This is a genomic window from Pseudanabaena yagii GIHE-NHR1, from assembly GCF_012863495.1.
GTDB lineage: Bacteria > Cyanobacteriota > Cyanobacteriia > Pseudanabaenales > Pseudanabaenaceae > Pseudanabaena > Pseudanabaena yagii.
The window spans coordinates 284,543-304,315 of sequence record NZ_JAAVJL010000004.1 but is presented as its reverse complement, the minus strand read 5'-3'; the positions used below and the strand labels follow the sequence as shown (position 1 = coordinate 304,315).

The 19,773-nt window shown below is 42.2% G+C and carries 18 protein-coding genes and 1 pseudogene; 8 read left to right on the top strand and 11 right to left on the bottom strand.

What is annotated here, in order from left to right:
- Window positions 1-9: 9 nt before the first annotated feature.
- From HC246_RS23750 to HC246_RS23730, 5 genes are all read right to left on the bottom strand, one after another.
- Window positions 10-2,013: an NAD(P)/FAD-dependent oxidoreductase gene (locus HC246_RS23750; RefSeq protein ID WP_169365882.1), complete on the bottom strand. Its 2,004-nt coding sequence runs from the start codon at window positions 2,011-2,013 to the stop codon at window positions 10-12.
- A gap of 52 nt (window positions 2,014-2,065) precedes the next feature.
- Entirely contained in the window at window positions 2,066-2,746 is a 681-nt protein-coding gene (locus HC246_RS23745; RefSeq protein WP_169365880.1) for a DUF4276 family protein, read from the bottom strand.
- 3 nt (window positions 2,747-2,749) lie between these two features.
- A complete protein-coding gene (locus HC246_RS23740; protein WP_169365878.1) occupies window positions 2,750-3,844 on the bottom strand; it encodes an AAA family ATPase in 1,095 nt (364 codons plus the stop codon).
- A 21-nt stretch (window positions 3,845-3,865) separates the two neighbouring features.
- Window positions 3,866-5,185: a M16 family metallopeptidase gene (locus HC246_RS23735; protein WP_211167936.1), complete on the bottom strand. Its 1,320-nt coding sequence runs from the start codon at window positions 5,183-5,185 to the stop codon at window positions 3,866-3,868.
- A gap of 239 nt (window positions 5,186-5,424) precedes the next feature.
- The gene (locus HC246_RS23730; protein ID WP_169365877.1) at window positions 5,425-6,453 is read right to left on the bottom strand and encodes a tetratricopeptide repeat protein; all 1,029 of its coding nucleotides are present in this window, start codon (window positions 6,451-6,453) and stop codon (window positions 5,425-5,427) included.
- Window positions 6,454-6,626: 173 nt separating this feature from the next.
- On the opposite strand from HC246_RS23730, the pseudogene HC246_RS23725 reads away from it, so the two are divergent.
- Window positions 6,627-7,266: pseudogene (locus HC246_RS23725) on the top strand (Uma2 family endonuclease).
- Window positions 7,267-7,301: 35 nt separating this feature from the next.
- Here the strand turns inward: HC246_RS23725 and HC246_RS23720 are convergent.
- Complete coding sequence (locus tag HC246_RS23720; protein WP_169365876.1) at window positions 7,302-8,501, bottom strand: class I SAM-dependent rRNA methyltransferase; 1,200 nt, start codon at window positions 8,499-8,501, stop codon at window positions 7,302-7,304.
- A gap of 235 nt (window positions 8,502-8,736) precedes the next feature.
- Between HC246_RS23720 and HC246_RS23715 the strand changes: the two genes are divergently transcribed.
- Window positions 8,737-9,198 (top strand): Fur family transcriptional regulator, encoded by a 462-nt coding sequence (locus HC246_RS23715; protein ID WP_169365875.1) that lies wholly within the window; start codon window positions 8,737-8,739, stop codon window positions 9,196-9,198.
- 11 nt (window positions 9,199-9,209) lie between these two features.
- On the opposite strand, the gene HC246_RS23710 is transcribed toward HC246_RS23715, so the two are convergent.
- The gene (locus HC246_RS23710; protein ID WP_169365874.1) at window positions 9,210-9,671 is read right to left on the bottom strand and encodes an SRPBCC family protein; all 462 of its coding nucleotides are present in this window, start codon (window positions 9,669-9,671) and stop codon (window positions 9,210-9,212) included.
- 248 nt (window positions 9,672-9,919) lie between these two features.
- On the opposite strand from HC246_RS23710, the gene HC246_RS23705 reads away from it, so the two are divergent.
- The 5 genes from HC246_RS23705 to rpe all read left to right on the top strand — a co-directional run bounded on the left by HC246_RS23705 (window position 9,920) and on the right by rpe (window position 14,819).
- Entirely contained in the window at window positions 9,920-10,945 is a 1,026-nt protein-coding gene (locus HC246_RS23705) for a rod shape-determining protein (RefSeq protein WP_126387336.1), read from the top strand.
- Between the two features lie 11 nt (window positions 10,946-10,956).
- Window positions 10,957-11,703 (top strand): rod shape-determining protein MreC, encoded by a 747-nt coding sequence (gene mreC / locus HC246_RS23700; protein WP_169365873.1) that lies wholly within the window; start codon window positions 10,957-10,959, stop codon window positions 11,701-11,703.
- 36 nt (window positions 11,704-11,739) lie between these two features.
- On the top strand, window positions 11,740-12,249 hold the full coding sequence (gene mreD, locus HC246_RS23695; RefSeq protein ID WP_318655998.1) for a rod shape-determining protein MreD: 510 nt from the start codon (window positions 11,740-11,742) through the stop codon (window positions 12,247-12,249).
- Window positions 12,250-12,419: 170 nt separating this feature from the next.
- Entirely contained in the window at window positions 12,420-13,892 is a 1,473-nt protein-coding gene (locus HC246_RS23690; protein ID WP_169365871.1) for an inorganic phosphate transporter, read from the top strand.
- Window positions 13,893-14,129: 237 nt separating this feature from the next.
- Window positions 14,130-14,819: a ribulose-phosphate 3-epimerase gene (rpe, locus tag HC246_RS23685; RefSeq protein WP_169365870.1), complete on the top strand. Its 690-nt coding sequence runs from the start codon at window positions 14,130-14,132 to the stop codon at window positions 14,817-14,819.
- A gap of 64 nt (window positions 14,820-14,883) precedes the next feature.
- Here rpe and sixA read toward each other — a convergent pair whose 3' ends face one another.
- Genes sixA through purS form a run of 3 tightly spaced genes read right to left on the bottom strand, consistent with a single transcriptional unit; the run spans window position 14,884 to window position 16,341 of the window.
- On the bottom strand, window positions 14,884-15,387 hold the full coding sequence (sixA, locus tag HC246_RS23680) for a phosphohistidine phosphatase SixA (protein ID WP_169365869.1): 504 nt from the start codon (window positions 15,385-15,387) through the stop codon (window positions 14,884-14,886).
- The gene (purQ, locus tag HC246_RS23675; RefSeq protein WP_169365868.1) at window positions 15,380-16,078 is read right to left on the bottom strand and encodes a phosphoribosylformylglycinamidine synthase subunit PurQ; all 699 of its coding nucleotides are present in this window, start codon (window positions 16,076-16,078) and stop codon (window positions 15,380-15,382) included. Before purQ ends, sixA begins: the two co-directional genes overlap by 8 nt.
- Before the next feature lie 11 nt (window positions 16,079-16,089).
- Window positions 16,090-16,341, bottom strand: coding sequence for a phosphoribosylformylglycinamidine synthase subunit PurS (gene purS / locus HC246_RS23670; protein WP_126387373.1), 252 nt, complete (start codon window positions 16,339-16,341; stop codon window positions 16,090-16,092).
- Between the two features lie 241 nt (window positions 16,342-16,582).
- Here purS and HC246_RS23665 point away from each other — a divergent pair, with 241 nt between their 5' ends.
- Window positions 16,583-19,021, top strand: a complete 2,439-nt coding sequence (locus tag HC246_RS23665) for an NAD-binding protein (protein WP_169365867.1) — start codon at window positions 16,583-16,585, stop codon at window positions 19,019-19,021.
- A gap of 170 nt (window positions 19,022-19,191) precedes the next feature.
- Here HC246_RS23665 and HC246_RS23660 read toward each other — a convergent pair whose 3' ends face one another.
- Complete coding sequence (locus HC246_RS23660) at window positions 19,192-19,749, bottom strand: retropepsin-like aspartic protease family protein (protein WP_169365866.1); 558 nt, start codon at window positions 19,747-19,749, stop codon at window positions 19,192-19,194.
- Window positions 19,750-19,773: the final 24 nt, after the last annotated feature.

The following is a 19,773-nucleotide window of genomic DNA, read 5'->3' as shown; positions in this document are numbered from 1 at the left end:
GTAGAAACTCTAGCGAGGTTTGCCCACGGAATAGTTAATGGCATAACTCCAACTGAGCAACCGCAACCACAGACGCGGATTAGTAGGTTCTAGCCATGCTTGACAACTGCGGATTAGTTGGGGCATCCATCCACCCAAAATCGCATTAGCAAAAGAATTATGGGTAAAGGATCCATAGCTAGATAGCCATTTCAGTAAGTCCTGTATCCCTGCCATTTCCAAAATCCAAAGTACTAATTTCGGATTTTTAAAGGCTGCGATGAGAGCAAGGCGGTTAAACATTAACCAATTGAGGCGATCTTTGATAAAGCGATCGCTGACGGGTTGTGGCTCATCGGCAAGCAGTCCAAAGAAAGTATTTAGCATCGAGTTCACTCGCTCAGGGGGCAAGTGCATTCCTGTGGGAACCATCATTCCTTTTGAAAATAGCCATGTAACCGCAATATTGCTTTGATAGGCATTAATCTGGCTCAGATCATCGGCTTTGAGCAAATCATGTTTTAGTGCAGTATCCAACAAAGTAGCTAAGCGGGGCAAATTGCGAACGAGGGAACCAAAGCCCGTAAAGACTAAGGGCGATTGCAAAGAGGCAGCATCACCGATCGCTAGAATTCGATCAAAGGCACATTTTTTAGAATCCTCATTGAGGCTGTAATGTCCTGTGATATAGCCAAAGGTTGCCTTCTTCCAAGTCAGTCTCTCCATGTCACAACGACGATATTCAGGCAAAATCGTGAAGAAGTCCTCATACATTTCCAGTAAAGATCCCGGGTTTTCGGGATGGACTTGATGATAATGGAACAGATAAATCGTTAGTTCATCTTTCTCTGCGGGAAAGAGTTCCCAAATTAATTGCCGTCCTCGCGAAATATCGCCATGACTAAACAGAACATCTCCATATTGGGAATCCCAAACCTGTTTATCAATGCCCTCCAAAACTGCGCCCACAGTGGGACAGACGCTATCAAAGGCTTGTCCTGCATTGAGTTGCTGCGCGATCGCTGAAGCTGATCCCATTGCATCAATTACTAAGCGCGAATTGAGAATTACCTCGGCATTGGTTTCCAAGTTCTTCGCAAAGATAGTCGTGCCATGATCGTTAATTACTACCTTTTGGAACTCGGTGCGATCGCAAATTACCGCGCCATACTGATGTAATTTCTTGCTACAAATTTCCAACAAACGATTAGTATCGATCGCAATATTTAGCACCGTAGGTGTATGCAACACCTTAGCCTTCAGATGCGGTGGATTATTGCTATCAAAGAATTTGTTAAATCCATCCACATATTCCGCTGTAATCATCGCTTCAAATTCTTCCTTCGTGAAGAGTCCAAAATCGATGAGATTCTGAAATTCAGCGCGAGAGATATTCCATTCCCGATTCATCCGCCCAAAGGGAATGCGCTCGACTAAGCAAACGCGATAGCCCAACTTCGCCATCATTGCTGCATGGATCGCGCCCAATGCTCCACCCAGATACACGATGTCATAGATCACTTCTGGTTTCGCAGAATTAGTCTGTGAATCTTCAAAAATTACTTGCTTGGGAGTTTCGGGATTTTTAACACTCTCCCGCCAGCGCTTTTCCCACCAGTAGACGCGATTGAGATCATATTCCCCATTGGGAATTCGTTGAAAGAATTTAACCGTAAGCGGATATTCCTCAGCTAAGGCTTCAAAAATTGATTGATTTGGGGTGATCGCAGGTGGCTGTTTAAACTCGTAGGGAAAAGCTTGACGCACTGCTTTCGTAAAATGCTCAAGAAATTCCTTTTCCCCATCCATGACCTCATCCGACCATCGGAATATTTTGAGGTAGGTCGTGCGCTGCAATGTCCAGATAAATACTGATAATTGCGCGATCGCACCTGAACGATTTTGGCGATCGAGGATAAAGCCATGCTTAGCAACGGATTTTTTCCCAAAGGGAGGTTGGTACTCAGTCTGGAGCCATGTTTTCACGGCTGCAACTTGAGGCGTAGGGATCTCGATGTAAAGTAACTGCTGCATGGCTAAATCAATATCTTCAGTGTTCTCATTTTGGCATATATCGTGATTTGGATCAGATTTGCAAGTTTTCTAGCTGTGTAATCCATTGATTAAAATGCGGACATTTTTCTCTGATTTTTACTAACCCAATTTTTTCAACTACTTGAGGCGCTAAACTGGTTTTTAATTTTTTGTACTTTGGAATAACTTTTTCAAGTCTTTTAGAAGGAGCCGTAGTTACACCTTGGTTAATTAATTCTGGAGAAGAATACCTGTTACATTCCATTAACAGGCGATTAATATCTTTTTTGTATTGTTCATTTTCAGGAAAGTCTTTATACAACTCTTCAAGATCAGTAAATATTAAAGCTTCAAATTCATGTAATTGAATATAGGGTATAAATTGATAATGATTAATATCCTTGGCAAAAGCAGATTCTAATGCTTTAACTTTGAGACAAGAATCTAATATTTTATTGGCTTTTTCAAATTCTGGAAAATCATTTGGTAATGCATATAGATCAAACATTGTTGTAAGTATTACTGGTTGACTATTTCTCTCTTTTAACAAACGATTAATTTCATTTTTAACTTTTGCATAGTTAGCTACTCCTCCTGCTATGCCCTTAGATCTATTTGTTGGTACTAAACTATATTTAATATTAATATTTAGCTGTTTTAAATGTGGGCGCAAAATGTTTTTAACAAATGTTTCCTCTGTTGCTCCTTCTACAAGAATATTTAGAATAACCATCAGCTATGGTCTCCCACCAATTACATTTTTATTCCATAGCTCAGACAATGAATATTCTTCTAGCCAATCTTCTAGATCTGCTTCAACTAATCTTTTAAAAGAAGATTCTCGGTCATTTCTTTCAACAACAATAATATCTTCTGGCTCAAAACAATCTACTAATAATGGTGATTGAGTTGCTAAAATCACTTGGCAGCGATTGGAAACACTATTAATTAAGCTACCGATAATATTAATAGCATAGGGATGTAACCCTAATTCTGGCTCATCTAAAATCAAAACATCAGGCAGACTGTCAGGAGGTTGTAATAAAAGCGTCACTAAAGCCATTACTCTTAATGTTCCATCCGATGCTTGATCAGGACTAAAAAGTAACCCACTACCTTTTTCTGCCCATTGTAAAAGCAACGGATTATCTCCTCCAGGAAATATGAAATCCGCAAAGAATGGAGCAATTTGTCTAATTGTTTCTACAATTCTTTGATAATAACGAGGCTCTTTTTCTCTGATTCTTAGAAGAAAGGGGGCTAAATTTCCAGCATCCTCTTTAAGATAGTGATTATCATTGATACTCGATCTATGTTTAATACTTGCAGTTTCTGTTGTATCGTGAAATTGATATACATTAAGTGATTGTATTAGACTATAGAGATTTTTAGCCTCTTGGTTATATAGTTTGATGTCAAGTAGTTTTGATTCTTTATGTCCTGCATCTAGAGAATTCCAATCTACCCAATGCTTGGCTGTGTTCTGAGAAAAGCGGTATTTCTCTTCAGCAAATATAAAAGTATCTGCCGCTGCATGAAAAAGTCTCAGAGAATAGTCATTTTTTCTAGAGTTAGACTCAAAGTTCAATTCAGCTTCAATTTGGGGGGTAACTGCGGCTCCTTCAAACAAAAAACAGTCTGCTCCACCTGATCTAGCTACAAAAAATTGTAATTGCCCAGATGGTTTCATCATCCAATTTAGCAACTTAAAAAAAGAAATAAAATTAGATTTACCTGAACCATTCGCGCCAATTAAAACGTTAATGGAAGATAAATCTAAATCTAGTTCTTTAATTGATTTAAAGCCTTTGATGCTGATGTGTTTAAGCATAGCGATCGCACAATTTCACACTTAAGGTTTGACAATCAAAATACCGTAGGCATCAGGATTGAGGTATTTGCGAACGGCGGCCTGGATGTCCTCTTTGGTGATGGATTTGATTAAATCGGGATAATTTAAAGCTGGCTCTAGGGAACCGACAATGCGATCGTAATAGCCGTATATACCTGCTCGTTCCTTCGGTGACTCATTGCCGAAGATAAAGCGATTACTGACTTGAGTGCGAATTTTGGCGAGTTCCTCATCGGTGACAGGTACTTCATGGAGTTGGCGGATATGCTCACGAATTGCTTCCTCCACGATCGCTACATCCTCCACATTTAACTTGGCAAATACTTGGAAATTGCCCTGCCAACGCATTGCCGAATTACTGACAGAAATGCGATCAACGATGCGGCGATTTTCGCGTAAGTCCTGTACCATCCGCGAAGTACGTCCACTACCGAGAATATTTGCCAGAATACTCAGAGGATAGGTTTCTGATAGCTCTGTCAAGCCAGAAACGCGCCATGTCATGCTCAATCGGGCTTGCTTGAGACTGGTATCAGTTACTTCGCGCCGCACAATTTCTGTAAAGGGCTTTTCGGGAGTGAAAGTCTTAGGCTGAGGTTTATCGGCGATCGCATCTCCTTCAAAGTAATTAGCAATTACACCAATCATCTCGCTCACGGGTAAATTGCCAACCACAGCGATCGTCATGTTTTGCGGTGCATACCACTGACGATGGAAAGCTTTCATCTGCTCAGATGTGACTTTTTCAATGACATCAACGGGACCTAATACCGCACGGCGATAGGGCAACTGCTCATATACCAATTCGGAAATGTGGCGATAAATGCGGCGATCGGGATTGTCTTCGCTGCGGCGGATTTCCTCTAGCACCACATGACGTTCGCGCTGAAACTCTTCATCGGGAATGCTAGCTTTTAGGACTACATCCAGTTGCAAGGGTGCGAGTTTTGCGAAATCTTTAGGTGCAACATTAATATAAAAATGCGTGTAGTCCTGACTGGTTGCCGCATTGGTGTTGCCACCGTGCGACTCGATCGCCTGTTCAAATTCTCCCAATGCAAGGCGATCGCTACCCTTGAAAACCATATGTTCAAGGAAATGCGCCATCCCATTGATGTCATCGCTCTCTACGGCAGAGCCAACATCAACCCAAATACTCAGGTTGACCGCATCTACAGGAATCTGTTCGGCAATAATCTTAATTCCATTGGGTAGAACATGTTGAGTAGGCGCAGATAGCTGCGCTCTAGTAGCTAGATCATTGAGTGCATGATCGGTCACAGCTACATCTAACCGACGCGGAACGACGATCGCTGGCATGGCAAAATTAGGGTTTTACTAAATTTTTTAAATTAAAAAGCAGAATCGAGTGAAATTAAGTTTTTTATATCAGGGTTTTAGTATCAGGATGGACGACACTAAGTGTCGCCCATCCTGATACTAATTTAAAGTTATACCAATTCAGGGAGGTGTTGTTACAATCTCCTCAAATCAAGTTCTTGTTAGCTGAATTAAAAAATACACATCGACAGAATTTGCGAGGCAAAATCGTTCAATATTTACAATCTTTCTAGTTCCTGCAATTTGTAATAAGCTTCTCGCAGGGGCAAGCTTGTATTATCTCCTAGCATAGCAGCAAAATCATAGGACTCTTGGTACGCAGCGCGTGCTTTTGGCAGATTTCCAAAAGATAGATACAAATCACCTAGATATCGCTGCACGATCGCGGCGGTTTCTTGATCGCCCATCACCAAAGCCAAGCTAGATCGATTTTGCAATAGCTCTTCAATGCGATAGAAGTTAGGCACTTCGAGATAAGCGGCAATAATGCGATCGCTAGCTACCGACATCAGTTTGTAATTGCGATGTTGACGAGCGATCGTTAGCGCCATGCCATAGTCGGTGATTGCAGCTTTGTAATTGTCCAAAGCCATCAAACTATCGCCACTATTGATGTATGTATAGCCCTCGCCGATCGCTTCACGGATGGGATGCACTTTAATCGATGCGTAATATTGTTTGAGAGCTTCTAAATGATTGCCATAGCGCTCTGCAATTAAACCTTTGTTATTTAAAGCGATCGCTGTATTCAGCCCTTGCTCGTTTTTGGTAGATAACTCAAGGGTTGCCTTGTTGAGTTTTGAGGCAGATTCTAACTTGCCTTGAGCAATCTCAAAGCTTACTAAGTTGTTCGAGCTTTCGAGCTTTGCCCCATTATCTTGCAAAGTATTGGCATAGCCGATGCGCTGACGACTGGTATCTTGAGCCGCATTGCTTGCTCCCAATAATTCGTAGGCATCACTCACTCGCGCCAGAGTATAGGAAATTGCTGCTTGGTCATTAACGCGCCGATAGTAACCGATCGCATAGAGCCAAGTTTTAATTGCTTCACGGGTTTTGCCGTCCTTAAGCTGCGTATAGCCAACATCCAGTAAGCGATCGGCTTCATCTCGTACCGCCCGATTTTCGGGATTGATCGTTACTTGTTGTGACTGCATTGGCATTGGCACTACGATCGCCCCAACAAAGGCTGCCAAAATCGTCGCCCCAATGTTAGCAACCGACATTTTCTGACGCTTTCTATACATATCCCTACATCCTCACCAATAAGGTGGACATATTGTAGCGACATAAAAGCAGTTTTTTCTAGAAGTTTTCTGACTTTTTATGACATAACCCAAATGGATGAGTAGCGCGAAGCGCTACTCATCCATGTAATAAGGCTTTGGTATAATTTAGGCTAAGCATTTTGAGGAAATCTATGATTACACTCACGCAACCAAGATCTGATTCAGAAACATCTCAAGAGATGAATCTAGAGCTGGATTTTGACCAGTTCTTAGCGCAATGTCCTGAAGATGGTCGCTATGAATTAGTGGATGGCAAGATGCTAAAAATACCAGCAACTAGACTTCATTACGATGTTGCTGGGCTTAGTCATGGACTCAATGAGTGACGAGATTGAGCGACTAAATTTAAACTACGTGGTTAATGACGTAGCCGCAGTCTTAACGATAAATAAAAAAGGTAAAGAACAGGACAGACAACCAGATGTCAGTGTAATTAATCGCGATCTGTGGCGGAGCGATCGCCTAGATCATCGGGGTATTCGCGAACCAATTCAGCTTGCGGTTGAGGTGGTATCAACCAATTGGGAAGATGACTATATTGATAAGCTCGAAGAATATGAGCGTTTAGGGATTCCCGAATATTGGATCGTTGATTATTTAGCGATCGGTTCGCGCAACTATTTAGGAGAACCTAAACTTCCTTCTGTACTGATATTTACCTTAAATGCAGAAGGCAAATATCAAATGACCAGATTTCAAAATAGCGATCGCCTAATTTCGGCAACATTTCCAGAATTAAATCTCACTGTCGAGCAAATTATGGCTGCCTAAAGCTAATGAGTGGCGGCGCTTTGCGCCGCCACTCATTAGGTCACGCTCAAAACTAAACCCTTAAGATAAGCACCTTCAGGATGAAAAATACTTGTAGGATGATCGGCGGGATGATTGAGATGATCCAAAATGCGAATTGACCGACCCGACTCGATCGCCGCCGCCGTGACTGCACCTGTGAAATTCTCCACATTCACCACTTGCGAGCAGGAAAAAGTAAATAGCAATCCACCACTTTTTAGCTTAGACATCGCCTGTAAATTTAATCGCTTGTATGCCTGCATCGCCGAATGCCTTGCGGATAGGCTCTTGGCAAATGCAGGAGGGTCAAGCACAATCGCCTCATAATCAGATTCGCATTGCTTTAAGAAATCAAAGACATCGCCTGTAAAGGATTGATGAATTGCTTGGCGATCGCGATCAAAATTTGCGGCAATATTGCGCTCTGTCCATTCCATCGCCTTTACAGAACTATCGATCGAATGGACTTCCGTCGCACCTGCCGCCAATGCATAAACCGAGAAGCCGCCAGAATAGCAGAAGGTATTTAAAACTTTTTTGCCAGCCGCATACTTCCCAAACATCCGCCGATTTTCTCTTTGATCTAAGAAAAAGCCTGTTTTCTGACCTTTTTCCCAATCGACAATAAATCGATGCCCATATTCCAAAACCTCAGCGCTATCGGCAGATTTCTCGCCAATTAATAAACCATCCTGAGACTGGGTTTGTGATTTGCGCGAAAGGGTCGCCGAGCTTTTGTCATAAACTGCTTGCAAGCGATCGCCGTAGATATCCTTCAAAATTTCCGCAATATCTTGACGATAGCGATAAGTTCCTAACGAATGGCACTGCAAAACCGCCGTATCCCCATACACATCAATAATTAATCCTGCTAGACCATCCCCTTCCGAATTAATTAACCGATAACAATTGGTTTCTGGATTATCAATTAAACCTAATTGCTGTCTCAAAATAAATGCTTGCTTCAGGCGATCGCGCAATAAGCTCTGCATCGACTCCACAGGCTGAAACGATAGCACCTTAATCGCAATGCTACCCAAGCCCCACAAGCCGATTGCTAAAAATCTGCCATCCTCGCTATAGGCTTCGACCAAGTCGCCATCATGAACGTCACCTTGGAGTTTAGCGATCGCGCCCGAAAAGATCCAAGGGTGAAAACGCTGAACCGCATCGACTTTTTTGCGATGAATAATCGCACGAGGCAACGATGGCATGGCTAATTACTTTAATTTACACAGGTTTTTAACCATAGCATAAGTAGCTACACTCCAATAGCTGCGGCGCACGCGCAAAAGACAAATTAAAGTCCAAATATCGTGAGGCGACGCTTCGCGCCACCTCACGATATTTGGACTTTATGTTCTCAAGAATGGCAATAGCTATAAAAGCGTTGCTAAGCGCTGCTTTTAATTATGCTATTCTCAAGAAGCTATCGTTATTGATAATGCTATGACTTCTGTGGAGACCACCTATTCACCTGAAGCCCTCAAGGCTGAACTCAACTCAAAAGGTTGTCGGATGACACCCCAGCGCGAGGTGATCCTCAATACATTCCAAACCCTACCCGAAGGGGAACATCTTAGCGCCGAAGATCTCTATGAGCGCTTAAAAACTCAAGGTGAAAATATTAGCCTTTCCACAATCTATCGCACGGTCAAAATGATGGCACGCATGGGGATTTTGCGTGAATTAGAGCTTACCGAAGACCATAAACACTACGAAATTAATCAGCCTAAACCACACCACCATCACCATTTGGTTTGTGTCAAAACTAACCGTGTGATCGAGTTTAAAAACGATCAAATCCTCACTATTAGCAAGAAAGTGGCGGATAAATATGGTTTCTCAGTTTTAGATTGCCAATTGACAATTATTGGTGTCAGCCCAGAAGGGCAACGCTCGATTTTTTAAATAATTTCTAACTAACTAGCTGCTGCTTGATTTTGTTTGGCAAAATCCGCTTGAGCATAAACGCGAAATCGCTCTAAGTCTTCTTGCAGGGTCGATTCTACTAACTGCCCTAAAAACAAATTATCCATAAGCTGCCCGATCGCAGGTATGGCGTAGGCAATGCTTAGCTTCACAATTGTTACATTATTGGGGCGACCGTAAAAGCGCACTGCACCACGATTAGGTAATCCCCCAATCGATTCCCACTGCATAATTTGATTAGGAATTTGTTTGAGAATGCGAGATTTCCACGTAAAAGTTAAACCATTTGTGCCAAGTTTCCAAGCTGATATTTCAGGATCATCTGTTATGACTACGGAGTCAATCCACTTCATCCAACGGGGCATTGCGCTTAAGTCTGACCATAACGACCACGCATATTCCACGGGAATAGTTACTTCAGTTTGGACGGTATGTTCTAGCCAGTCACTCATTGGATAATAGTTAATTGTTAATAATTGTTATCTATACCAATCATATCGCAATCACGTTTGCAGAGGAGTGCCCTCAAAGGGCGTTCCCCAATAATTGATGAGAGTGCACCCCGACGGGGCGCACTCTCATCAATTATTGGGGACTGAATGTACCGCTTAGGGAATAGTTATAAGACTAGACTAAGTGACATCAATCGTAATAAAATGTTAAGACGATATAGCTAGTTTGACCACTGGAAGAGTTTACTGTGGGTTTATTACGCCATTTTACAAAAGACATCGGCATTGACCTCGGTACTGCCAACACACTTATATATGTGTCTGGGGAAGGTATCGTGTTGCAAGAGCCATCAGTTGTTGCGATCGATCAACGAGACAAAACTGCCTACGCAGTTGGAGATGAAGCAAACAAAATGATCGGGCGCACACCAGGTGACATCATTGCCGTGCGTCCTCTCAAAGACGGTGTAATTGCCGATTTTGACTCTGCGGAGCTAATGTTACGAGCCTTCATCCAGAAAGTCAAAAAAGGTGTTTTCAATCCGCGCATTGCGATCGGTATTCCTAGCGGGGTTACAGGGGTGGAATGGCGCGCAGTCATGGATGCTGCTCGTCGCGCTGGAGCTAGCGAAGTTTACCCAATTGATGAACCCATTGCCGCTGCGATCGGTGCAGGTTTGCCTGTAACTGAAGCGACAGGTAACATGATCATCGATATAGGTGGTGGTACTACTGAAGTTGCTGTCATGAGTTTGCAAGGTATTGTTTTGAGTGAATCTGTGCGTGTTGCAGGGGATGAACTCAGCGAAGCGATCATGAAGTACATGAAGACTGTACATAACCTTGTTGTCGGGGAACGTACTTCCGAAGAAATCAAAATTAAAATTGGCTCTGCTTATCCCATTAAAGAAGAAACTTCGATGGAAGTAAGAGGTTTACACCTATTGTCAGGTTTGCCTCGTACCGTTACTGTCAAGTCTTCGGAAATTCGTGAGAGTATGAGTGAGCCACTCTCAGTCATTATCGAAGCAGTTAAGCGCACTCTCGAACGCACACCTCCTGAACTTGCTGCCGATATTATCGATCGCGGCATCATGTTAGCTGGTGGTGGTGCGTTGCTAAATGGCATTGACACTCTCATCAGTCACGAAACTGGAATTGTGACGCATATTGCCCCAGCACCCCTTAACTGTGTTGTCATTGGCGCTGGTCGTGTACTCGAAGATTACAAGAATCTTGGTCGTGTATTAACCAGCCGTTTGAAAAGTTTATAGGTAACTTTTTCATGGATTCAATTCGGAGTTGGTGGGAGCGCTATAGCTTTCAGACAGCCATTGTTACTGTTGGCATTGGTTTGGCTTGGGTAATTCGCCAAACGCAAGGGGTGGCGATTATGGAAACCTATCAGTTTCTCAGCAAGCCTTTCCAGTCATCAGTATCTAAGCAAGAGCTATTGCAAGATGCCCAAGTGCGAGAGTTGAAATATCGCTTGACTGAACTAGAGTCACAAAATCAACGCATGAAAGAACTGCTCAAAGTCAAAGCTAGTTCTACGGATGTTGGTGTTTGGGCGACGGTAATTGGTCGTGGAGCTGATTCTTGGTGGAATCAAATCTTGATTGGTAAAGGCAGTAATGATGGCATCAGAGCAGGGGCAGTAGTGGTTGCCCCTGGTGGATTAGTGGGGCGAGTGACTCATGTTTCTCCTAATAGCAGCCAAATCTTGCTAGTCAGCGATCCTAATAGCCAAGTTGGTGTAATCGTTAGCCGCAGTCGTTTTAGTGGAATGTTGAAGGGACAAAGCCAAAACACAGCGATCTTAGAATTTTTTGAGCGAGATCCTGATGTTAAGGTGGGTGATATTGTCCATACTTCGCAATTTAGTACGCTATTTCCTGAGAATGTGCCCGTAGGTCGTATTAAATCTATTAACCTCGATAAGCAGCCTTCACCTGAAGCGATCGTTGAGTTTTCGAGTCCTCTTGGGCTACTAGAATATGTAAAAGTTTATCCTTTTCAAGACAAGCGTTAAATGCTCGATCGCAATACGTCTTTATCTAAAAAGCTTTTGAACTGGGCGATAACCCTTGGTTCATTGGTATTGTGTGTCTTAGCGATGTATACCCGATTTCCGGGAATGACTTTGATGGGAATTGCTCCTAACTGGTTACTCATTTGGTTAGTAGCTTGGAGTGTGAATCGTCCTGTTTTTCTATCGGTGATGGTTGGGATTGCTCTAGGCATGGTGCAGGATGGGATGACCTTTGCCGATGTACGAGTTGCACCGACTCATGTTCTAGGACTAGCGATCGCTGGTGGGATTACATCGCTCTTGCAAAAGCAACGCTATGTACAGGAAGATTTCATTTCGATCGCCTTAATTGTGTTTGGAATGGCGGTAATTGTGGAGACAATGCACGCAGTCCAGCTAACTATGATGGGCGCAAAAATGGATAATGTATGGATTTTGCAGCAAAGAATTGCCCTAAGTTCCGCAATTTTAAGTAGCTTATGGTCGCCAGTAATTTATTTCCCGCTTAGCCGTTGGTGGCGATCTATGGATAGGCAAGAAGATTAAAACCTTTGCTTTGCAAAGGTTTTGGAATAATGCGTTGGTGGCAATCATCACAAAGATAAGAAGATTAGAAATTTTGCTTTGCAAAGATTTTAGAATAATGCGTTGGTGGCAATCATCACAAAGATAAGAAGATTAAAAGCGGTGCTTTGCACAGCTTTTAGAATAAGCAGATGGAATATCTATTTTTTGGTTTAGCGATCGCTTTAGTCATTGGCTTTGAGTTTGTGAATGGGTTTCATGACACGGCTAATGCTGTGGCTACTGTTATTTATACAAATACGCTAAAGCCAACCTATGCAGTTGTTCTATCGGGAATTTGTAATTTGCTGGGAGTACTCACTTCGAGCGGAACGGTTGCCTTTGCGATTATTGCCCTGTTGCCTGTAGATCTGGTGGTGAATAGCTCAACATCACAAAGCTTGGTCATGGCGATCGCTTTACTCCTGTCGGCAATTATCTGGAATTTAGGAACTTGGTATTTGGGATTGCCTGTATCCAGCACCCATACTTTAATTGGCTCAATTACTGGCATTGGGATTGCTAATTCTGTAATAAATTCTTTCTCTTCGACAAATAGCTATTGGTGGGATGGGATTAATTGGCTGAAGATGCAGGAAATCGTGATTTCGCTTGTAATTTCGCCATTGCTAGGATTTTGCGGAGCAGCAATTCTATTTCTAATTGCTAAATATTTAATCCGCCAAGAGGAACTTTATACCGCACCAGAAGAGAATGTTCCTTCGATATGGATTCGTACTGTGTTGATTTTGACCTGTTCGGGTGTAAGTTTTGCCCACGGGTCTAATGATGGGCAGAAGGGGATGGGTTTAATGATGCTGATTTTAGTAGCGATTTTACCTAGCTTTTTTTCTTTAAATTTGCAGACCAGTCCTCAAGCGATCGCGCAATTAGTCGCCTCATCAAATTCTGTGATTCCCGTTTTATCTTCGCAATTTATTATCAATACTAATCAAGATCCCTCTTTCCCAAACAGTCGTGATGAACTTAGTCAGTTTCTCAAACCACAGGGACATGTGAATGAAAATATTTGGCGATCGCTGGTTGCTGAGAGTCAAATCATTGCTGAGAAGTTATCAATTAATAACAATTTGCTGGATATTGCTGCAAGCGATCGTCGCCGAGTTAGAGATGATATTTATCTTGTCGCCAGTACTATTACCAAGTTAGAAAAACAACAATACTTAGCTAATTTTGATCATCCAGAAATAATCACTAACTATCGCAATCAATTGGATCATCTCACCAAATTTATCCCCTATTGGATCAAAATCACAATTGCTCTGGCTCTCGGTTTAGGAACAATGATTGGTTGGAAGAGAGTTGTCGTTACTGTAGGCGAGAAAATTGGTAAAGAGCATCTGAATTATGCCCAAGGAGCATCCGCCGAGCTAATCACGATGACGACAATTAGTGCGGCTGATTATTTCGGATTACCTGTGAGTACTACGCACATTCTTTCCTCAGGTATTGCTGGCTCGATGGTTGCCAACCGTTCAGGCGTGCAAGTCGATACTTTAAGAAATCTTTTGCTAGCTTGGCTATTGACTTTACCAAGTTGTATTTTGCTTGGTTTTACGACTTACATTATTGGTTTATTTACACTTAAATCGGCAGCCTTCTAAATCAACTAAGTAAATGGGTGCAATTAAATATAAACCCCAAAAACTGTGGCGCACGCACAGCGTGCGCCACAGTTTTTGGGTCTGTAAGTAAGGACACAAAACCTAATTGAATATTAATTGTCATCCTTACGTTCAAAACTGCTAAATTTAATTAATAATTAATACAAGGATGTAGTTAAAACTACACTTTTCTGCTGTTTTTTAGATCTTTGTAAAGCTAAGCCCCCCGTAAATCATATGCCTAAGAAGTCCACAGTTATTTCTCCCTCGATCCTTTCTGCTGACTTTAGCCGTTTGGGTGACGACATTCGTGCAGTTGATGCGGCGGGTGCGGATTGGATTCACGTTGATGTGATGGATGGTCGTTTCGTTCCAAATATCACCATTGGTCCATTGGTTGTGTCGGCAATCCGTCCTGTAACCACCAAAATTTTAGATGTGCATTTGATGATTGCTGAGCCAGAGAGATATGTACCTGATTTCGCTAAAGCTGGTGCAGATATCATCACTGTTCATGCAGAGCATACCGCTTGCCCTCATTTACATCGTAATCTTTGCCAAATCAAAGAACTTGGTAAATTAGCTGGTGTATCCCTCAATCCTTCCACACCTTTGAGCTTCATTGAATATGTTCTCGATTTGTGCGATTTGGTCTTGATCATGAGTGTTAACCCAGGATTTGGTGGTCAGAGCTTTATTCCTAACGTCATTCCTAAGATTGCGAAGTTGCGTCAAATGTGTGACGATCGCGGACTTGATCCTTGGATCGAAGTTGATGGTGGTCTGAAGGCAAATAATACTTGGCAGGTTCTAGAAGCTGGTGCTAATGCGATCGTTGCTGGTTCGGCGGTATTTAATGCCCCTGACTATGCTAAAGCGATCGATGGTATTCGCAACAGTAAGCGTCCTGAGTTGGTAACAGCATAAATTACCAGCGCTTTGCGCTCAAACTAACCATAAGAAAGAAGCGGTGCATTGCACTGCTTCTTTCTTATATGAGCAACTTGGGTGGAATCGATAAAAAGAGAATTCCGTTGGCAGTCCAAGGTTGAGACTCTGGTAACACTAAACCAATGATGCCAGCCTTTTTTAATACCAATGCTCCCTTAGACTCTCCCCAGAGCAAAGTTTCTGCCCATGTAGTCAGGTCAGGTTCATGACCAATTATTCCTAGGGATGCCCTAGCAGGTTGAGGATGTTGACTGATCCATTCCGTAACCCACTGGAGCCATGCTTCAAAACTTCCTTCGGGGGCAAGTTCTGAGGATTGCTGCACAGGACTACTAAAGACATTTGTAAATATCTCGGCTGTCTGCTGAGCGCGAACTAGGGGGCTAGTTTGCAATAGGTCAAAGCGCAAGCCTAAATCATAGAGACGCTTCGCAACTTGCTTAGTCTTTTTGCGACCCTCGTCGGTGAGAGGACGGAGGGTATCATCCTCGTAATTCTCACGATCTTCAGCAATGCCGTGACGGATTAAATAGAGGCTAGGCATTGACTAACAACCCTTCAAGAAGTCCTTCAAATAAAGCCTTGCCATCAGTACTGCCCAAAATCCCTTCAGCAGCACGTTCAGGATGGGGCATCATCCCCAAAACGTTACCTTGCTTGTTGCAAATCCCTGCAATGTTAGATACTGAGCCGTTAGGATTAGCGTCATCAGTGATATTGCCGATCGCATCGCTATAACGGAATACAACTTGATTATTATCTTCCAGTTCCTTGAGCGTATCCGCATCCGCGAAATAGCAACCTTCCCCATGGGCGATTGGTAAAGAGATTACCTGCTGCTTTTGATATTTCTTGGTGAAAGCTAAATCATTACGCTCAACTCGCAAAGGTGCGCGATCGCAAATAAAGTGCAAATCGCGATTTCTGACTAATGCACCTTGCAATAAGCCTGATTCTGTCAAGATCTGGAATCCATTACAAATGCCTAATACATACTTACCTTTAGCGGCATGTTCTTGCAAAGATTTCATTACAGGTGCAAATCGAGCGATCGCTCCACAGCGTAAGTAATCACCGTAGCTAAATCCCCCAGGTACAACAATTACATCACAATCGCTAATATCGGTGTCACTATGCCAAATTAATCTCGTGGGCTGTTGCAGAATTCCGCTAGTAACCGTGGCAACATCGCGATCGCAGTTGGAACCGGGGAATACGAGAATACCAAATTTCATATTGTCAATTCCTAAGCGATCGGGGTTAATTCAACACGGTAATTTTCGATGACAGGATTTGCCAACAGCTTGTCCGCAGCTTCATCTAGCTTCTGGGATGCTTCAGCTTCATTATCGGCATCTAGGACTATTTCCACATACTTACCGATGCGAACTGAGTCAACGTGATAATCCATTTGTTTGAGAGCAGACTGTACAGCAGTGCCTGCGGGATCGAGAACCGATGGACGTAAGGTAACAAATATACGGGCTTGATACTTCATGCTGATATACGGGCTTGATACTTCATGCTGAATAGTGAATGGTGAGAAGACCACCATAGATTTTATCGCGAGACTATAAGATCGATCATATAGCAAGAAGATCCCAAAGAAGTAATGAAGTACCTTGCAGAGCAAGGTACTTCATTACTTCTTTGGAGTTCTATATCCTTATAACCTTCTATTAATATTTATAGTCTATGATCAGCCTTTGACAATTCATCCAAATTTTTAAACATAAATAATGCGATCGCTTGCTACTCTCATCAAAAATCACCTGCTTGATTTGGGGATTAAAGTAAATGTCACCGTTAGACAAAAGCGTCAAGAAATACATATTTTGCTAGAGTCTACCTACTTTGGCGATCGCACCACTTTATTAGCTGAAATCTCCAAATGTTTTGACGATCTTGATGATTATTTAGAGATAGCTAAAGTTTATGCTTTTTTATTCGGTCAGCCATTGCCGATATGGTCAGAAAAATTTAAGTTAAACTATCATAAACTTGAAAATATTGCTCATACAGAGAAAGAAGAAGAGAAAGAAACTGTAGCTCAAAAAGAAGCTTTAGATTCTAATAGAAACTTAGATGCAGTAGAAGCACTGACTGGGACGAATATATGCGATCGCTTTATCGTATGTGGTTTGGGTAGCTTAGGACAATATTCAGTATTTAATCTCAAGAAATTTGCCTATGGTGAATATGAAGTCAAAATTTGTGCGATCAATAAAGTACAACCAGAAATAATGGAACTTGATCATTTCTCAGAACTGCTTGATGAACCACTAATTTTAGGGGATTGCCGTCGTTCCGAAATTTTAATCAAGGCTGGCATCCATAATTGTCGCGCAATTTTACTAGTCACTAGTAATGAGAATGTCAATATTGAAGCAGCGATCGCTGCTCGTCGCCTTAATCCCAATATCCATATCGTAGTACGCTCATCCCGCCAAAATCTCAATCAGCTCTTAAAAGAGCAATTAGGAAATTTTGTTGCCCTCGATCCCGTTGATTTACCTGCCGCCTCGTTTGCTGTAGCAGGTTTAGGCAAGGGAACATTAGGATTGTTTCAAATCGGCGATCGCAAATTGCGTGTAGTGGAATCCATCGTTAATCCCGATGACTATCGTCTTGTGAGAACTCCCGCCTATCTATTGCATAAAAAACAATCGCGACTTTTGAGTATTGCTGAACTTAATCCTGATCGCTTATTTTTTCAATGGCAACCCGATCAGCTTGTGCAAGTTGGCGATAAGGTGACAATTATTGAATATGTTGAGCATAACTTTGCTTCTAATTTTCTTGATAAAGGAAAGTCTCATTCTGAGTTAGAAAGTAATCACTTTTCTACCATCCAAAGAATTTATCAATTAGTTCAAAGATTGATCCATCCTTCTTTTTTGATATCTATCTGCAAATCCAAATGGAAACAGCTTTTTACTTGGATTCAAGCAAAGCGATCTCGAAGTTTAGTGCTATGGGGAATCATTACCGCAATCATTCTATTAGGGCTGAGTTCCACAATCTTGTATTTCAACGTACCTAATATCTCTTTGCAAAAAGCTATCTCCACCAGCGTGATCTTACTTTTAGGCGGCTATGGTGATGTGTTTGGGGGGCTGGTTGGTGAAGACCAAGTTCCTCTATGGTTAATGCTGTTTTGTATCGCCATTACGCTCGTCAGCTTACTATTCGTTTTGGGAGTAATTGGACTAATTGCCGATAGTATTCTCAGTTCTAAATTTGAATTTTTTAAGCGATCGCTACCTTTGCCAACTCATGATCACATAGTCCTCATCGGGTTTGGCAGACTCGGACAACGTATTGCTGACCTGCTATTTAAACTGCAAATTCCTCTTGTAATCGTCAGTGAACATACTTATGATTGCGACCTTGCCGACAAGGTTCCTTGGTTCACTGGCAATATCATTGAAGAATTATCTAAAACTAACCTCGCACAAGCTAAGAGTATTCTCACAGTCACTGACGATCAAATGCTCAACCTCGAAGCGGCTCTATTAGCTCGTGACGCTGCTAAAAAGGTAAGCCGTGAAATCAATTTAGCTATTCGTACTTACGATCGCTACTTTAGCGAAAACTTAGCCGAGCTATTGCCAAAATCTCAATCTTTTTGTGCCTATGCGCTCTCCGCAGAAGCATTTGCAGGAGCAGCCTTTGGCGAAAATATGTTAAGTCTATTTCGGCTGAATCAACGCACAGTTTTAGTTGCTGAATATCTAATTTCAGAGAATGACACTTTAGTGGGCAAAAATTTATCGCAAATTGCCTATGGCTATACGGTTGTGCCTATTTACTTAAAAACCAGTGAGCCAAAAGTTAATGGAATTAGTGAGTTCTTTATGCCGTCAGATGATGATGTGATGCAGGCAGGCGATCGCTTAACGGTATTAGCTTCTATTTCAGGACTACGCCGCATTGAATTAGGTAACCTCCATACTCCGAAACTTTGGCAGTTACGAGCCAAACCACCTCTTAACGCCAGTGTGTTACTTGATGCAGGGAATCAACTCAAAAATATTTCAGGTTGTGATCTTGATCTTGCCCGTCGCTTTATGCAAAAACTACCTGCGGCGATCGAGCTTCCCATGTATGACACTCAAGCCTATCGTTTAGGACAAGCCCTCATGAGACTTCTGCCAATTAAAATCTATCCTTTATAGAGAGTGATCTAGCTTCGACTTCGCTCAGCTAACGTTGGCTAAGCGAAGTCGAAGCCACAGGTACTTTAGTCCCTTATAAGAATTACGCATCGGGTAGATGAGGCGCGGGCTTCGCCCGCGCCTCATCTACCCAAAAACCAATAACCTAGTTTTGCTCAACTGTAGCAATTTTAAAAGAATCTACGAGGAGATAACTCAATCATATTCTGTCCGATTTTGATATCGAGATTGCCGAAGAAATCATGACCTAATAATCCCATATTTGCTTTCGTGGCGATTGGTACAGGCATCATTTGAACTTTGAGAGAACCCAATGAAATTGATTTTACTTTGCCGATAGGAAAGCTCACTTTACTTCCGTCAGCAATATCAAACTCCTCTGAAGTGTCGGGTACAACATTCAGCATTTGCGCCATTTCGGCGGTAATTAAAGTTCTACTTGCCCCAGTATCCAACATCATTTCATAGATACGATTACCATTAAAAGTGACTTCAACAATGGGAATACCACGCATACGTCTCTTGATGGGAATTCTGACTATTTCATTTTGGTTCCCATTACATAAACCACTGAGATCAATACGCCGCCCTTTAGAATTAACCATAAAGCAATCTGAAGTTTGAGCATTTGCGTGATTAGCAAGGTTCGATTGATTGACAAATAACTCACTAATCCCAATCAAAGAACTAACTATTAAAGTAATCGTTGCTAAATTGATTTTGGACATAACCTAAAGGGGGGATCGCTTATC

Excerpts from the sequence above, each read along its gene's own strand:
- HC246_RS23750 (WP_169365882.1), bottom strand. The coding sequence starts at position 2,013 with ATGCAGCAGTTACTTTACATCGAGATCCCTACGCCTCAAGTTGCAGCC.
- HC246_RS23745 (WP_169365880.1), bottom strand. The coding sequence starts at position 2,746 with ATGGTTATTCTAAATATTCTTGTAGAAGGAGCAACAGAGGAAACATTT.
- HC246_RS23740 (WP_169365878.1), bottom strand. The coding sequence starts at position 3,844 with ATGCTTAAACACATCAGCATCAAAGGCTTTAAATCAATTAAAGAACTA.
- HC246_RS23735 (WP_211167936.1), bottom strand. The coding sequence starts at position 5,185 with ATGCCAGCGATCGTCGTTCCGCGTCGGTTAGATGTAGCTGTGACCGAT.
- HC246_RS23730 (WP_169365877.1), bottom strand. The coding sequence starts at position 6,453 with ATGTATAGAAAGCGTCAGAAAATGTCGGTTGCTAACATTGGGGCGACG.
- HC246_RS23720 (WP_169365876.1), bottom strand. The coding sequence starts at position 8,501 with ATGCCATCGTTGCCTCGTGCGATTATTCATCGCAAAAAAGTCGATGCG.
- HC246_RS23715 (WP_169365875.1), top strand. The coding sequence starts at position 8,737 with ATGACTTCTGTGGAGACCACCTATTCACCTGAAGCCCTCAAGGCTGAA.
- HC246_RS23710 (WP_169365874.1), bottom strand. The coding sequence starts at position 9,671 with ATGAGTGACTGGCTAGAACATACCGTCCAAACTGAAGTAACTATTCCC.
- mreC (WP_169365873.1), top strand. The coding sequence starts at position 10,957 with ATGGATTCAATTCGGAGTTGGTGGGAGCGCTATAGCTTTCAGACAGCC.
- HC246_RS23690 (WP_169365871.1), top strand. The coding sequence starts at position 12,420 with ATGGAATATCTATTTTTTGGTTTAGCGATCGCTTTAGTCATTGGCTTT.
- rpe (WP_169365870.1), top strand. The coding sequence starts at position 14,130 with ATGCCTAAGAAGTCCACAGTTATTTCTCCCTCGATCCTTTCTGCTGAC.
- sixA (WP_169365869.1), bottom strand. The coding sequence starts at position 15,387 with ATGCCTAGCCTCTATTTAATCCGTCACGGCATTGCTGAAGATCGTGAG.
- purQ (WP_169365868.1), bottom strand. The coding sequence starts at position 16,078 with ATGAAATTTGGTATTCTCGTATTCCCCGGTTCCAACTGCGATCGCGAT.
- purS (WP_126387373.1), bottom strand. The coding sequence starts at position 16,341 with ATGAAGTATCAAGCCCGTATATTTGTTACCTTACGTCCATCGGTTCTC.
- HC246_RS23665 (WP_169365867.1), top strand. The coding sequence starts at position 16,583 with ATGCGATCGCTTGCTACTCTCATCAAAAATCACCTGCTTGATTTGGGG.
- HC246_RS23660 (WP_169365866.1), bottom strand. The coding sequence starts at position 19,749 with ATGTCCAAAATCAATTTAGCAACGATTACTTTAATAGTTAGTTCTTTG.